Annotated in this window: 13 protein-coding genes; 7 read left to right on the top strand and 6 right to left on the bottom strand. The window is 70.6% G+C overall.

The annotated features are described in order from the left end of the window. Positions 1–33: 33 nt before the first annotated feature. Genes EDD34_RS10135 through EDD34_RS10125 form a run of 3 tightly spaced genes read left to right on the top strand, consistent with a single transcriptional unit; the run spans position 34 to position 3,949 of the window. On the top strand, positions 34–714 hold the full coding sequence (locus tag EDD34_RS10135) for an NUDIX hydrolase (protein WP_246012296.1): 681 nt from the start codon (positions 34–36) through the stop codon (positions 712–714). Next, a complete protein-coding gene (locus tag EDD34_RS10130; protein ID WP_123814446.1) occupies positions 711–1,853 on the top strand; it encodes a 5'-methylthioadenosine/S-adenosylhomocysteine nucleosidase family protein in 1,143 nt (380 codons plus the stop codon). Before EDD34_RS10135 ends, EDD34_RS10130 begins: the two co-directional genes overlap by 4 nt. Further along, a complete protein-coding gene (locus EDD34_RS10125; RefSeq protein ID WP_123814445.1) occupies positions 1,850–3,949 on the top strand; it encodes a YbaN family protein in 2,100 nt (699 codons plus the stop codon). Before EDD34_RS10130 ends, EDD34_RS10125 begins: the two co-directional genes overlap by 4 nt. Before the next feature lie 108 nt (positions 3,950–4,057). Here the strand turns inward: EDD34_RS10125 and EDD34_RS10120 are convergent, their stop codons facing one another. From EDD34_RS10120 to EDD34_RS10105, 4 genes are all read right to left on the bottom strand, one after another. Further along, a complete protein-coding gene (locus EDD34_RS10120; RefSeq protein ID WP_123814444.1) occupies positions 4,058–5,095 on the bottom strand; it encodes an ornithine cyclodeaminase in 1,038 nt (345 codons plus the stop codon). Then, on the bottom strand, positions 5,092–5,991 hold the full coding sequence (gene ddaH, locus EDD34_RS10115; protein WP_123814443.1) for a dimethylargininase: 900 nt from the start codon (positions 5,989–5,991) through the stop codon (positions 5,092–5,094). Before ddaH ends, EDD34_RS10120 begins: the two co-directional genes overlap by 4 nt. 165 nt (positions 5,992–6,156) lie before the next feature. Beyond that, entirely contained in the window at positions 6,157–8,388 is a 2,232-nt protein-coding gene (gene katG / locus EDD34_RS10110) for a catalase/peroxidase HPI (RefSeq protein ID WP_123814442.1), read from the bottom strand. A gap of 21 nt (positions 8,389–8,409) precedes the next feature. Beyond that, complete coding sequence (locus EDD34_RS10105; RefSeq protein WP_123816457.1) at positions 8,410–8,820, bottom strand: Fur family transcriptional regulator; 411 nt, start codon at positions 8,818–8,820, stop codon at positions 8,410–8,412. Positions 8,821–8,944: 124 nt separating this feature from the next. Here EDD34_RS10105 and EDD34_RS10100 point away from each other — a divergent pair, with 124 nt between their 5' ends. Next, on the top strand, positions 8,945–10,240 hold the full coding sequence (locus EDD34_RS10100; RefSeq protein WP_211341552.1) for an AI-2E family transporter: 1,296 nt from the start codon (positions 8,945–8,947) through the stop codon (positions 10,238–10,240). 18 nt (positions 10,241–10,258) lie between these two features. Here the strand turns inward: EDD34_RS10100 and EDD34_RS10095 are convergent, their stop codons facing one another. Both EDD34_RS10095 and EDD34_RS10090 read right to left on the bottom strand, forming a co-directional pair. Next, positions 10,259–11,113 (bottom strand): formate/nitrite transporter family protein, encoded by an 855-nt coding sequence (locus EDD34_RS10095; protein WP_123814441.1) that lies wholly within the window; start codon positions 11,111–11,113, stop codon positions 10,259–10,261. A gap of 149 nt (positions 11,114–11,262) precedes the next feature. Next, the gene (locus tag EDD34_RS10090) at positions 11,263–11,787 is read right to left on the bottom strand and encodes a winged helix-turn-helix transcriptional regulator (protein ID WP_246012295.1); all 525 of its coding nucleotides are present in this window, start codon (positions 11,785–11,787) and stop codon (positions 11,263–11,265) included. 158 nt (positions 11,788–11,945) lie between these two features. Here EDD34_RS10090 and EDD34_RS10085 point away from each other — a divergent pair, with 158 nt between their 5' ends. From EDD34_RS10085 to EDD34_RS10075, 3 genes are all read left to right on the top strand, one after another. Then, positions 11,946–12,731 carry an NAD(P)H-dependent oxidoreductase gene (locus EDD34_RS10085; RefSeq protein ID WP_211341551.1) on the top strand — a complete coding sequence of 262 codons (786 nt, stop codon included), beginning with the start codon at positions 11,946–11,948 and terminating at the stop codon, positions 12,729–12,731. Between the two features lie 75 nt (positions 12,732–12,806). Further along, complete coding sequence (locus EDD34_RS10080; RefSeq protein ID WP_123814439.1) at positions 12,807–13,667, top strand: alpha/beta fold hydrolase; 861 nt, start codon at positions 12,807–12,809, stop codon at positions 13,665–13,667. Then, positions 13,660–14,268, top strand: coding sequence for a TetR/AcrR family transcriptional regulator (locus EDD34_RS10075; RefSeq protein WP_123814438.1), 609 nt, complete (start codon positions 13,660–13,662; stop codon positions 14,266–14,268). The genes EDD34_RS10080 and EDD34_RS10075 overlap by 8 nt, the downstream gene beginning before the upstream one ends. Positions 14,269–14,272: the final 4 nt, after the last annotated feature.

Genomic DNA, 14,272 nt, shown 5'->3' with positions numbered 1-14,272 from the left:
CTTCCGCCGGAGATCGCCGTCACGGTGGACCTGGTGATCCTGACCCTCCGCGCCTCGGTGTTCCAGGTCCTGCTCATCGAGCGTGGCGAACCACCGTTCCAGGGCTCCTGGGCCCTACCAGGTGGCTTCCTGCGGGACGCCGAGGAGGACATCTACGACGCGGCCCTCCGTGAGCTGTACGAGGAGACCGGACTCGAGGCCGGGAACCTCCACATGGAGCAATTGGCCGCCTACGGCACTCCGGGGCGTGACCCGCGCCGGCGGATCGTCTCGGTCGCCTACCTGACGATCGCTCCGGAACTTCCCGAGCCGGTGGCTGGCACCGACGCTGCCAGCGCCTTCTGGACTCCGGTCGAACAGGTACTGGATCACCAGGTGAGTCTTGCGTTCGACCATCACGACATCGTGTCCGATGCCGTGGAACGCGCCCGCGACAAGCTGGAACGAACCCCGCTGGCGACGGCGTTCGTCGGCAAGTCCTTCACCATCACAGATCTGCAGCGCGTCTATGAGGCGGTCTGGGGCGTATCACTCGATCCGCGCAACTTCTATCGCAAAGTGCAAGGAGCAACCGGATTCATCGTCCCTGCCGGCTCCGAGCGGCGCACGACGGCCGGACGGCCCGCCCGTCTCTACCGCGCCGGGACCGCAAGAACGCTCCACCCACCGTTGACACGTCCGACACCGTCCGCAGCGCCTGAGGAGGCCCGATGAGCGAAACGCACGTCGTCATCCTGACCGCCCTACCTCTTGAGTACAAAGCCGTCCGCAGCCACCTGACCCAGGTCACGCCCCACCTCCACCCTGCCGGGACACGCTTCGAGGTCGGCACCGTTCCCGGGACGTCCTGCCGCATCGCGCTAGGTCTCACCGGCGCCGGAAATGAACACTCCGGGCCGCTCGGAGAGCGCGCGATCAGTAAGTTCTCGCCACACGCCCTCATCTTCGCCGGAGTCGCCGGGGGCCTCCGCGAGATGCCCCTGGGCACCGTCGTCGTCGCCGACAAGGTGTACGCCTACCACGGCGGGACCAGCGAGGACGACGGTTTCATGACGCGGCCGGCGGCGTGGAAGGTAGCCCACGGCCTTGACCAGCTTGCCCATGAGCTGGACCGCAGTGCGTCCTGGCGGGAGCGGTTGCCGGATGGTGCCGGGCTGCCCGAAGTGAAGTTTGGCGCCATCGCGGCCGGTGAGGTGGTACTGAACTCCCGCAACTCACAGGTGGCCGACCTGATCCGGCGCCACTACAACGATGCGGCAGCCATCGAGATGGAAGGTGCCGGCATCGCCCAGGCAGGCCACTTCAACCACCTCCCGGTCGCCGTCGTCCGAGGCATCAGCGATCCCGCGGACGGCCAGAAGACCACGGACAACGACCGGTCGTGGCAGCCCCTCGCCGCCGCGAACGCCGCCGCGTTCGCCATCGAGCTCGCCGTGCACGTCGCCAGGGAAGCAGAGGAGAACTCCATGACCGACCGTAACCGCCACACCACGACTCCCGTCACCCACATCACCAACACGGCGGGAACCGCAGCGATCCAGGGCGCTCATGTCACCGGGAACGTGGTGAACATGTCACCGCAGCCACGAGGCTCCGAGGTCGATCCGGCCGCCGCTCTGAAGGAACTGCGGGAACTGACCGAGCTTCAGCACCGGAACAGCTCGATCGACCGGGAGACACTCGATGACGCGACCGCAGAGCTCGATGTGGCCGAGGCTGCCTACCTGGAGGGATCCGCCGGGCGGAAGAAGGCGGTACGGGCCCTCAAGAAACTTCAAGGGCTCCTGAGCGAGACACTCGACGTTCCCGCGAAGATCGCCGCGCTGATTGCCGCGCTGAACGGCCTCTCATGACGGACGGCACAGCGTGGGACGAGACAACCCAGGACGTCCGCAACACTGCGCGGACCGCTGGGATCCAGGCACACTACGTACGCGACTCCACGGTCAACCAGTACTTCAGGGGCGACGACCCGCAGGACGTCTATCAGGCTGGCGTCCGGTATCTGGAAGACGGTGCTGTCACCGAGGCTCGCAAGCAGATCCAGCGAGCGATGCACAGCGGTCACGACAACGCTGAGGTCCGGTTCCGCTGGATCCTGGCGATGCTCAGCAAGCGCAAGATCCAGGATCTGTCGGCCGAGGAGCGCGAGACATTGGCCGCTTCGGCACAACGCTTCGCGAGCTGGTGCCGCGACAGAAACGCCGCGGACCAGCCCGGATCCACCGAGAGGGAGGCCGATCACGTCACGGCCCTCGCGGTAGTCAGCGAACTCGCAACGTCGCTGCTCGAGGAGCCTCGTGACAGCGAGCGCGTCACGGGTGTCGAGAAGCGTGTCCTCGACCTTCCCGACGACCTGCGTGCGTCGGTCGGCAGGCACCTGGGGCAGGTGATGCAGACCGCTGCCGAGGAGAAGCTCTGGCATGAAGCAGTCGAGCACGCCAGGGAGGGGCAGCTGAAAGAGCAGCGCGCCAAGCGGGCCTGGATCTACTTCGAACCCCCACCGGCGCTCGCACGGGTCCGCACGCTGCACGACCCACGCGGGAACCATCGCTGGGTACGGCCGGTCCTCGGCGCACTGCCGGTCACGGCGCTGGTCGTGCTCGGTGTCGGGCACCTCGTCAGGGTCGCCCTGACGAGTCTGGTTCCCGGGGCGATCATCGCGACGATCATCGCCCTGGCCGGAGCCACGTTCCTGGCATGGCAGGCGTTCGAATGGTGTTACCGCACCGAGCGGCTGGGCTACGAGGAACGTGCACGCGGCTCGGATCCACTGGGACAGGACGAGATCGTCAACAACTCGCCAGGCCGGACCGACGGATTCGCCCATCAGGTCACCCGGTACTTCGAGTACTACTTCGGGCGGTATCGCCCTGCCGAGTTCAGGCAACGCCCGGGCGGATGGCGCACCTGGCTGACCACGACAGAGCGTGTCCGTCGCTACCTGCGCAACGAGGTCGAGCGCCTCTACCGCCATCAGAGCGTCCAGGCGGAGGAGATCTCCTGGCTGATCCGCCACCTCGCATCGGACGTCGCCAAGCGTTGGTCGGATGAGGACCTGTACGACTTCCGGGAACGGTATGCCGTGTCCAGGCGGACCAAGGCCAGGGCTCTGCTGTCCGGCCTGGTGGCAGCAGGTGCGCTACTCGTCGTGATGCCCGTCGTATGGCAGACCGCATGGTTCAGTTCCCTGCTCGCCCTCGTCACCGTCAGCCTGAGCATCCGACCCGCCGTGCGGCGGTGGTACGCGTTCGCTCGCGACATCCGCTGGCACCAGGACGACATGGTCGACGTCGCTCGCGACCAGGAACGGCGGCAGAACGCCTACCTGCGATGGAAGCAGAAGCTGGAACCGTGTCCGACCGAGTCCGAGATGGCCGCCTGGTTCGCATGCGATACCACGCTGCTCGTCGACGAGGCGCTCCAAGCCTTCGGGGTGACTCGCGGTGACATCGTGTCCCACGTCGTGCTCAGCGCCAAGATGCCCACCGGCTCCAGCTACCGGGTCAAGTCCACCCGCGACGCGATGGGCCCTTGGCGCTACTCCCGGTACGAGCTGAGCGTCTTCCTCGTCCTGCCCGACGGGCTCCACGAATACACCCGACGATGGAACTTCGAGGAGGTCAAGCCGATAGGAGCCGCGAGGCGCTTCCACTTCGAGTTCGAGAAGATCGAATCCGGGTTCAGTCCGAACGATCGCCACGTCAGGCTGAAGCTCATCGGCGGAACCGTCAAGGAGTTCGCGATGTCCGGCGACGGCACGATCGAGCCGGAAGGACAGCCGTCGCAGGACTCTCAGACACTCGAGGACGACGACTACGTCGAGTCACCGGAGCTGACGGGCACGGCTCCTGAGCTGCAGACCATCTACCGCGATGCCTCGGGATTGGTCGAACTGCGCCGGACGTTCGAAAAAGCGTCGCACCGTCGCGCGGCCTCTCAGAACTGATCCGCCGGTGGCGACCTCGTCATTGTGCGCGGTGGTAGCGCAACCACCCCGCACAATGACGTGGTCGTCACCAGGACGCTCCCGCTCCGCCCGGCGCGCCGGCGCCGCTCAGTCGTGGAGCAAGGAGAAGAGGTCCTTCGGGTCCGCCGGCTCCGCGATGAGGTCGAGGTGGGCCAGCAGCTCGGGGGCTGAGGCCGCGACGTCGGCCGCGACGAACTTCAGGGTGGTCCAGTCCTCCACCGCGAAGCCCACCGAGTCCCACACCACGAGTTCGTCGTCCGAGCGGCGGCCCGGCGCACGTCCGGTCACGACCTCCCACAGCTCCGTCACCGGGAAGTCGGGCGCCTGCTTCTGGATCTCGCCCTCGATGCGGGTCTGCTCCGTGTGCTCCACGAAGACGCTCGCGCGCGCGACCGTGGCCGGCTCCAGCTCCGTCTTGCCCGGGCAGTCGCCGCCGATCGCGTTGACGAACACGCCGGGGTTCGCGCCGTCGCGCAGGGCGGCGTCGGACAGCACCACCGCGTTGCGCTTGTCCGCCGTGCACGTGGTGACGACGTCGGCGCCGCGCGCGGCCTCCGCCGGGTCCGCCGCGATCACGACGTCGAACCCGAGGTCCTTCGCGTGCCGCGCGAGCTTCTCGGACGCGGCCAGGTCGACGTCGAACACGCGCAGCGTCTCGATGCCCAGCTCCGCGCGCATGCCCAGCGCCTGGAACTCCGCCTGCGACCCCGCGCCGATCATCGCCATGACCCGCGAGTCGCGCCGCGCCAGGTACCGCGCGGCGAGCGCCGACGCCGCCGCGGTGCGCAGCCCGGTGAGCAGGGTCATCTCGGCGAGGAAGGACGGGTAGCCGTTGTCCACGCGGGCGAGCATGCCGACGGCGGTGACGGTCTGGAAGCCGCGGGCGGGGTTGGCGGGGTGGCCGTTGACGAGTTTGAAGCCGTACGTCTCGGCGTCGGCGGTGGGCATGAGCTCGATGACGCCCTCGGCCGAGTGGGTGGCGATGCGGGGGCGCTTGTCGAGGCCGGGCCAGGCCGCGAAGTCGCGGTCCATGGCGTCGGTGAGGCCGGCGATGACGGTTTGCGGGCCGCGGCGGGCGGCCCAGGTGGCGGCGCCCTTGACGTCGAGGAAGGGGACGGTGGTCATGCGGACTCCTTCGGGTCGAGGGCGACGGCGGGACGCAGTTCGAGGGTGCAGCACTTGACGGAGCCGCCGCCCTTGAACAGTTCGGACAGGTCGACGGGGACGACGTCGAACCCGGCCGCGGCGATGTCGTCGGCGAGGCGGCCGGCGCGGTCGGTGAGGAAGACGTGCTTCCCGTCGGAGACGACGTTGAGGCCGAGCACGGCGGCGTCGTCGTCGGAGGCGAGGATGGCGTCGGGGTAGAGCCGCTCCAGCGTGGCGCGGGACTCGGCGGTGAACGCCGACGGGAGGTAGGCGACGAGCGGCGGGTTGCCGGTCTCGCCGGTGTCGAGCACGGCCAGGGCGGTGTCGAGGTGGTAGTAGCGGGGATCGACGAGTTCGAGGGGCACGACGTCGATCCCCCGCTCGGCGAGCCCGAGGCGGCGGGCGGCCTCGTCGTGGGCGGCGCGCGTGGTGCGGAAGCCGTGGCCGGCCAGCAGCGTGTCGCCGACCAGGAGCAGGTCGCCCTCACCCTCCTGGGTCTCCCCCGACTGGCCGGCGGACGTGATGCCGCGTCCGAGGGCGGCGGGGCCGGTGAACCAGGCGTCGTAGGCGGGGCCTTCCTTGGCCCGCTCGGGGTAGGTGAACCGCGCGGCGAGCGCCTGGCCGCCGACGACGATGCCGCCGTTGGCGGCGTACACCATGTCGGGCAGACCGGGTTCGGGGTCGATCACGTCGACAGTGTGGCCGCGGGTCTCGTAGGCCTGCTTGAGGGTCTCCCACTGGGCCAGGGCGCGTCCGGTGTCGACGGGGACGCTCGTGTCCATCCAGGGGTTGATGGCGTAGACGACGTCGAAGTGCTCGGGTGGGCACATGAGGAAGTGCCGGTTCGCGGCATGGCGCGTAGCTGTGTACGTCATGGCGGCGACGCTATCGGGCGCGACGTTGCACCACGGGGGTGTTTCGTTGCGTCCTGACCTGCAATTTCTTCAGAGATTGCGGCGGCGGCTGAACACATCGCGGCCGCCGGTCCGATGTCCGGGCCGCCCGGACATCGGACCGACGGCATCCCCTGCCCGGGCGGGCTACTTCTTCAGGTCGAAGCGGTCCAGCTCCATGACCTTCTGCCACGCGGCGGCGAAGTCGCGTGCGAACTTCTCCCGGGCGTCGTCGGAGGCGTACACCTCGGCCAGGGCGCGCAGCTCGGAGTTCGAGCCGAACACGAGGTCGACGCGGGAGGCCGTCCACCTGCCGTCACCGGACGTGTAGGTCTTCTCCTCGGCGTCCGGCTTCCACTCGATGCCGAGTTCGAGCATGTTGGCGAAGAAGTCGTTCGTCAGCGTGCCGGGTGCCTCGGTGAGGACGCCGAGGGTGGACCCGTCCCAGTTGTTGCCCAGCACGCGCAGGCCGCCGACCAGGACCGTCATCTCGGGGGCGGTGAGGCCGAGCAGGTTGGCGCGGTCGATGAGCAGGTACTCGCTCGGCAGCTTGAGGAAGCCGCTGTCGTAGTTGCGGAACCCGTCGGCCACCGGCTCCAGCCAGTCGAAGTTCTCCGCGTCGGTCTGCTCCTGGGTCGCGTCCACGCGGCCCGGTGTGAAGCCCACCTCGACGTCGACGCCGCCGGCCTTGGCGGCCTGCTCCACGCCCACGCCACCGGCGAGGACGAGCACGTCCGCGAACGAGACGGGCACGTCGCTCGTCGCGTTGAACTCGGCCGTGATCTCCTCGAGCTTCGCGATGACCGGTGCGAGCTGCTCGGGCTGGTTCACCTTCCAGTCCTTCTGCGGCGCCAGGCGGATGCGGCCGCCGTTCGCCCCGCCGCGCTTGTCGGACGTGCGGTGCGTGGCCGCGGCCTTCCAGGCGGTCGAGACGAGCTGGTCGACCGTCAGGCCGGAGTCGGCGATCTTCTGCTTGAGCGTGGCGATCTCGGCGTCGCCGACCGTCCGCTCGGGCGCCGACGGCAGCGGGTCCTGCCAGGGCAGGTCCTCGGCCGGGACCTCGGGGCCGAGGTACCGGGCCTTGGGGCCCATGTCGCGGTGCGTCAGCTTGAACCAGGCGCGCGCGAACGCGTCCGCGAACGCGTCCTGGTCCGCCAGGAAACGTCGCGAGATCGCCTCGTACGCCGGGTCCATCCGCAGCGACAGGTCGGTGGTGAGCATGGTCGGCAGCCGCTTGGCGCCACCCTCGTTCGGCGCGGGGATGACGGCCTCGGCGTCCTTCGCCACCCACTGGATCGCGCCGGCCGGGGAGGTGGTCTGCTCCCACTCGTACGCGAACAGGTTCTCGAAGAAGGAGTTGCTCCACCGCGCCGGGGTCTGCGTCCAGGTGACCTCCAGGCCGGAGGTGAGCGCGTCCTCCAGGACACCGGTGCCGTGGCCGTTCTTCCAGCCGAAGCCCTGGGCCTCCAGCGGCGCGGCCTCCGGGTCCGGGCCGAGCTGGTCGTCCGGGTGGGCGCCGTGCGTCTTGCCGAAGGAGTGACCACCGGCGATGAGCGCCACGGTCTCCTCGTCGTTCATGCCCATCCGGCGGAACGTCTCGCGGATGTCGCGGGCCGCGGAGACGGGGTCCCCGTTGCCGTTCGGGCCCTCCGGGTTGACGTAGATCAGCCCCATCTGGACCGCGGCGAGCGGCGCCTCCAGGTCACGGTCACCCGTGTAGCGCTCGTCGTCCAGCCAGACCTTCTCCGGGCCCCAGTAGACGTCGTCGTCGGCCTCCCACACGTCGGGGCGCCCGCCGGCGAAGCCGAACGTCTTGAAGCCCATCGACTCCAGCGCCACGTTGCCGGCCAGGATCATCAGGTCCGCCCAGGAGATCGCCTGGCCGTACTTCTTCTTCACCGGCCACAGCAGGCGGCGCGCCTTGTCCAGGTTGCCGTTGTCGGGCCAGGAGTTCAGCGGGGCGAACCGCTGCTGGCCCGCGCCGCCGCCCCCGCGGCCGTCGTGCGACCGGTAGGTGCCCGCGGAGTGCCAGGCCATGCGGACCATCAGACCGCCGTAGTGCCCGTGGTCCGCCGGCCACCAGTCCTGGGAGTCCGTCATGACGGCCGTCAGGTCCGCCTTGACCGCGTCCAGGTCGAGAGCCTCGAAGGCGGCCTGGTAGTCGAAGTCCGGGTCGAGCGGGTCGCGCGCGGTGGTGTGCTTGGCCAGGATCTTCAGGTTCAGCCGGTTCGGCCACCACTCGGCGTTGGCGTCGCCGTGCGTCGGGTGCACACGCGTGCCGTGCGCCACGGGGCACTTGCCCCCGGCGGACTCGGGCGTGGCCGCCGGCGTGCTCTCGGTCGGGGCCACGGGCGTGGTCTCAGCCGTGCTCTCAGACATGGGACTTCCTTCCAGGTACGCTCATTCGGTCGTGGCACGACACTCGGGGCACAGTCCCCAGTAGACGATCTCGGCCTCGTCCACGGCGTATCCGTGGTCGTCGGGCGGGATCAGGCACGGCGCCTCACCGACCTCGCAGTCGACGTCGACGATCGCGCCGCAGTGCCGGCACACCAGGTGGTGATGGTTGTCCCCGACCCGCGTCTCGTACCGGGCCGTGGCCCCCGACGGCTGGATGCAGCGCACCAGCCCGGCGGCGGTCAGGGTGTGCAGCGAGTCGTAGACGGCCTGGTGGGACACCTCGGGCAGGTCCTCGCGCGCCGCGGCCAGCAACTCGCCGGCGTCGGCGTGCGGATGGCCCGCCACGGCGGCCAGCACCGCCACGCGGGGCCGGGTCACGCGCAGACCCGCCTCACGCAGCCGCTGCCGCATCCCCTCGGTCGTGCTCACCGCCCCATTCTCGCCCCTTTTCTTGAATGAGTCAAAAAAGGAGGCCCGACGGCGGGTGGCGGACTTTTCTCCTTGATGTCACATACTCCCGCTACGGTGACGGCCCATGACTGCCAGCTCCACGCACCTCGACGAAGGCGCCGACGACGCCCGCCACGCCGTCGGGCCGCCCGACACCGCCACCACCGACGGCCCCGAACAGCCGGACGGGGCCGCGCACGGCGATCCGGCCCCCGGCACCGACGGCGCCGCGCAGGACGCCGACCGCGCCGACCCCACCACGCCCGCCCCCGGGCAGGACAAGCCCACGCCCGGGACGGCCGGGTCCACGCACCCGCCGCGATGGCTGCCGCGAGCCCTGGCCCTGGGAATCGTCGCGGTGTTCGTGGGGATCTTCGCGTGGAACGCGCTCGGCGCGCTCAAGAGCCTGTGGGTGGCGATCCTCATCGCGTTCTTCCTGTCGCTCGCGCTCGAACCCGCGACGGTGTGGCTGGTGCGGCGCGGCTGGAAGCGCCCGGCCGCGGCGGCGGTCACGCTGCTCGGCTCGCTCGCCGCGATCGTCGGCGTCATGGCGCTGTTCGGGAACCTGTTCGTGCAGCAGCTCGTCGAGCTCGGCGGGACCCTGCCCGAGTACTACGGGACCCTGCGCAGCTTCATCCTCGGGTTCGTCGACCTTCCGCTGCCCGCACCGGACGACCTGGTCGGCGAAGGCCTCGACCAGTTCGGGAGCGACCTCGCCGCCAGCGCGCTCGTGGTCGGCAGCGCCCTGCTCAGCGGGCTGTTCTGGAGCATCACCATCCTGCTGGTCGCGTTCTACCTGCTCGCCGCCGGCCCGCGGTTCCGGCGCGCCGTGTGCCGCTGGGTGCCCACCGGCCATCAGGACGAGGTGCTGCACCTGTGGGAGGTGGTGCAGCGCAAGGTGTCCGACTACATCGACACCCGGCTCGTGCTCGCCCTGATCTCCACGGTCGTGACCTGTGTCTTCCTGCTGATCCTGCGCACGCCGTACGCCATCCCGCTCGCGGTGTTCGTCGGCGTGGTCTCGCAGTTCGTGCCGACCATCGGCGCCTACCTCGGCGGCGCGCTGCCCATCATGGTGGCGCTCACCGGGCAGGGTCTGTGGCAGGCCGGTGCCGTACTCCTGTTCGTGGTGGCCTACCAGCAGGTGGAGAACCTCTGGCTGGCACCCATGCTGTCGGAGCGGGCGCTGGAGATGAACGCGGCGGTCAGCCTGCTCGTGGTGCTGGCCTTCGGCGCGGTGTTCGGCGCGCTGGGAGCGTTCCTCGCACTACCGATCGCCGCGACGATCCAGGCCATGGCGACCACCTACCTGCAGCGACACGAACTGATCGAGTCGCACATGTTCAACGACCCGGAGGACAAGTGGGTGGCGGCGGGCTGAGGCCCGCCGCCCACCCCCTCAGTGCACGAGCTCCTTCTCCAGGTCCGGCGACGCCGGCGCGGACGGCGCCCCCGCGGTGCCCCCGCGCCGGCCGTGGGCCAGGTAGAGCGTCAGGCCCACGAACGTGAAGCCACCCACGAGGTTCCCCACGACCGTCGGGATCTCGTTCCACAGCAGGTAGTCGCTGACCGTGAAGTCGGCACCGAGCAGCAGGCCGGACGGGAACAGGAACATGTTCACGATGGAGTGCTCGAAGCCCATGTAGAAGAACAGCATGATGGGCATCCACATCGTGATGACCTTGCCCATCACGCTCTTGCTGATCATCGCGGCGGCCACGCCCGTGGAGACCATCCAGTTGCACAGCACCCCGCGCACGAACAGCGTCAGCATGCCCGCGGCGCCGTGGTCGGCGTAGCCGACGGTACGGCCCTCACCGATGGTGCCGATCGCCTGCCCGACGGCGTCCGGCTCGGACGAGAAGCCGAAGGTGAAGTAGATCGCCATGAGCACGGCGACCAGGAACGCCCCGGCGAAGTTCCCGACGAACACCAGTCCCCAGTTGCGGAGCATCGCGGGCCAGGTCACCCCGGGCGCCCGGTCCAGCCACGCGAGCGGGACCAGGGTGAACACGCCGGTGAGCAGGTCGAAGCCCATCAGGTAGAGCAGGATGAAGCCGACCGGGAACAGGATCGCGCCCGCCAGCGGGTTCTCGGTGCGGACGGAGACCGTGACCGCGAACGCGGCGGCGAGCGCCAGGATCGCGCCGCCCATGAAGGCGCGCACGAGGGTCTCGCGGGTGGTCAGGAACACCTTGGAGCGGCCGGCGTCGACCATGGCGGTGACGAGGTCGGCCGGTTTGACGTAGGACATGGGATCTCCGGGACGGTCGAGGCCCGCGGGTGCGGGCCGGGGTTTCGGGCCTGTCCCCGAGGCTCCCGCGCCGGCGGTTTCCCCCGAAACCCGCGCGCGTAACCTCTCTGGTACGGAGATCTCACGGGCCGGATGGTGCGGCGGTGAATTCACCGGGAGCGGGCACCGGGCACGGACGCCGCCAGCCGTGCGGCGTAGGAGGTGCCCCAGGCGTCCAGGCTCTCGACCAGTCCGGCGAGGGACTCGCCCAGCGGGGTGAGGGAGTACTCGACCCGCGGCGGCACCTCCGGGTACACCTCGCGGTGCACGATGCCGTCCGCCTCCAGGTCGCGAAGCTGCCGGGTCAGCACGCGAGGCGTCACGGGGCCGACGGCGCGGTTCAGCACGCCGAACCGCAGCGGGCCGCCGAGCAGGTGCTTGACCACGGTCATCTTCCACGAACCGCCGACGACGGCGATCGCGACCTCCACCGGGCACGCCTCCGCCGCGCGCCGCACGGGCTCGCGCATCACCGGCTCGCCCATCACGGGTTCGCGCATCACGGGAGGTGCCGTCCCTGCCGCCTCCTCCGCCGTCCGATCCGGGGCCCGCACTCCCGCCTCGGCCGGCTCCCTGCCCGGGACCGGCGCCGTCGGCTCCGCCGTCGTCGGCTGAGCCGTCTCCTTGACCGCCATGGCGTCCTCCCTTGTTCACTGCTCCGGTTCGTTCACCGCCCTGACCTGCACACTATCCATTCCGTCACTACTGGACGGCGATGTACGTACTTGTCACAACGGTAGCGTGGCGTGAGGCTGGAGGCATCCTGTCCGGCCATCACGTCAAGGAGCACTCCGTGCGCATCCTCTGGGTCCTCGCCCATCCCGACCCCGCCTCCCTCAACGGGAAGCTGCGCGACGCCGTCGTCCCGCGCCTGCGCGGCCTGGGACACGACGTCGTCGAGTCGGACCTGTACCGGATGGGATTCGATCCGGTGCTGAGCACGGCGGACCTGCTCGGCGACCCGCCCGCGCCGGGCACCCCGGTCTCGGACTGGCAGCGCACCGGGCACGAGACCGGACGCCTCTCGGCGGACATCCGTGCCGAGCAGGCGAAGATCCTCGGCTCCGACCTGCTCGTCCTGCAGTTCCCGCTGTGGTGGTACGGCGTCCCCGCGATCCTCAAGGGCTGGATCGACCGCACCCTCGTGAACGGGTTCGCGTTCGGGGTCACCGATCCCGCCACCGGGCGTGTCCGGAAGTTCGGCGACGGCGGGCTGGCGGGGCGACGCGGCCTGGCGGTGGTCAGCGCGGGCGACCGGACCGGCGCCCTCGGGCCCCGCGGTATCAGCGGGCACATCGACGACGTGCTCTGGCCGGTGCTGCACGGCACGTTCCACTACACGGGGACCGCACCCCTGCCGGCCCACCTGCTCAGCAGCGTGCACCACTGGCCCGGCGGGCAGTTCGAGCGGGAGGTGGGCCGGCTGGTCGAGCGGGTCCACGGGGCCGGGAGCGAGGCGCCGATCCCCTACCGCACGCTCGCCGGCGGCGACTACGGCGAGGACTACGCGCTCCGTCCGGAGATCTCCCCGGGGCTGACAGGCAACGAGGCCCACCTCACCCGGCTGCCGCGCGGGTAGGCCGATGCGGTCGGCTGCCTGCCACGCCCGGGTGACCCCTTGCGCTCATTAGCTAATGGGTGTAGCTTTCCGGCTATGGCTAGAAACCCGAGCTTCCTGAGGCGCCCCGAGGGCGCCATCGCGTTCACCGACTCCGGATCCGGCCCGCTCGTCGTGGCCGCGCCCGGCATGGGCGACCTCCGCTCCACGTACGACGACGTGGTCCCCGCGCTGACCGACGCCGGGTACCGCGTCGTGGTCACCGACCTGCGCGGCCACGGCGACTCCGACACGACCTTCCGCGACCACGGCGACGACACGACCGGCGCGGACCTGCTCGCGCTCGTCGAGCACCTCGACGCGGGACCGGCCGTGCTGCTCGGGAACTCCATGGGCGCCTCGGCCGCCGCCTGGGCCGCCGCCGAGCGCCCCGACCTGGTCCGGGGCCTGGTCCTGATCAGCCCCTTCCTGCGGGAGCCCGTCTCGCCCGCCACGCAGCGGCTCCTGCGGGTGCTCTATCGCGTACTCTTCACCGGGCCGTGGGGCGCGGCCGCGTGGGCGTCCTACTACTCGTCGATCACGAAGGGGCGCCGCTCCGCACGGCACGGCGCGCACGTCGCCGCCGTGCGCCAGGCGATGCGCGAGCCCGGACACCTGAGGTCGTTCCGGCACCTCGCGGTGGCCCTCGACCACTCGGTCGTCGAGGCGCGCGTGGACGAGGTCCGCGCCCCGGCGCTCGTCGTCGTCGGCGAGCTCGACCCCGACTACCCGGACCCCGCGGCCGAGCTCGACCGGATCACCGCCACGCTCGGCGCGGACGGCCTCCTCGTCCCCGAGACCGGGCACTACCCGCAGCACCAGGCGCCCGATGTCGTCGTCCCCGCCGTGCTGACGTTCCTCGACGGGCTCGGGGACCCCGCGGCGCGACCCGCGCGGGGCGGCGGTCACGTTGCCTAGGGCCGGGCTCTCGCACGACGCCGTGGTGCGGCTCGCGTGCGACGTCGTCGACGCGTCCGGACCACGCGGGTTCGCCGACCTCACGCTCGCGAAGGTCGCCGCCGAGGCCGGCGTCGCGCCGCCGAGCCTGTACAAGCACGTGGGCTCGCTCGCCGCGCTCCGGCGCGAGATCGCCGTGGTCGCCGTCCGGGAACTGACCGCCGCCGGGACGGCCGCGACCGTCGGGCGGGCCGGGGCCGACGCGCTCCACGCGCTCGGGTACGCCTGGCGCGACTACGCCGTCGGGCACCCGGGGCGGTACGCCGCCACCCAGATCGGCGCCGACCCCGACGATCCCGCGGACGCCCCGCTCCGGGAGGCGGGGACCGAGAGCGTCCGGGCCGTCGCGTCCGTGCTCCAAGGCTTCGGCCTCCCCGACGACCGGCTCATCGACGCGATCCGCGCCGTGCGGTCCGGCGTGCACGGGTTCGTCCTGCTGGAGCTCGGCGGCGGGTTCCGGATGCGCGAGGACGTCGACCGCAGCTTCGACGCACTCGTCACGATGCTCGTCGCCGGAGTCGAGGCGCTCGCCCTCGGCGACGGCGGCCCCGAAGACGCCTGACCCC

Source organism: Myceligenerans xiligouense (genome assembly GCF_003814695.1).
Taxonomy (GTDB): Bacteria; Actinomycetota; Actinomycetes; order Actinomycetales; family Cellulomonadaceae; genus Myceligenerans; species Myceligenerans xiligouense.
Note: the sequence above shows the minus strand (reverse complement) of the source record. Positions and strands in the feature narration are given on the sequence as shown.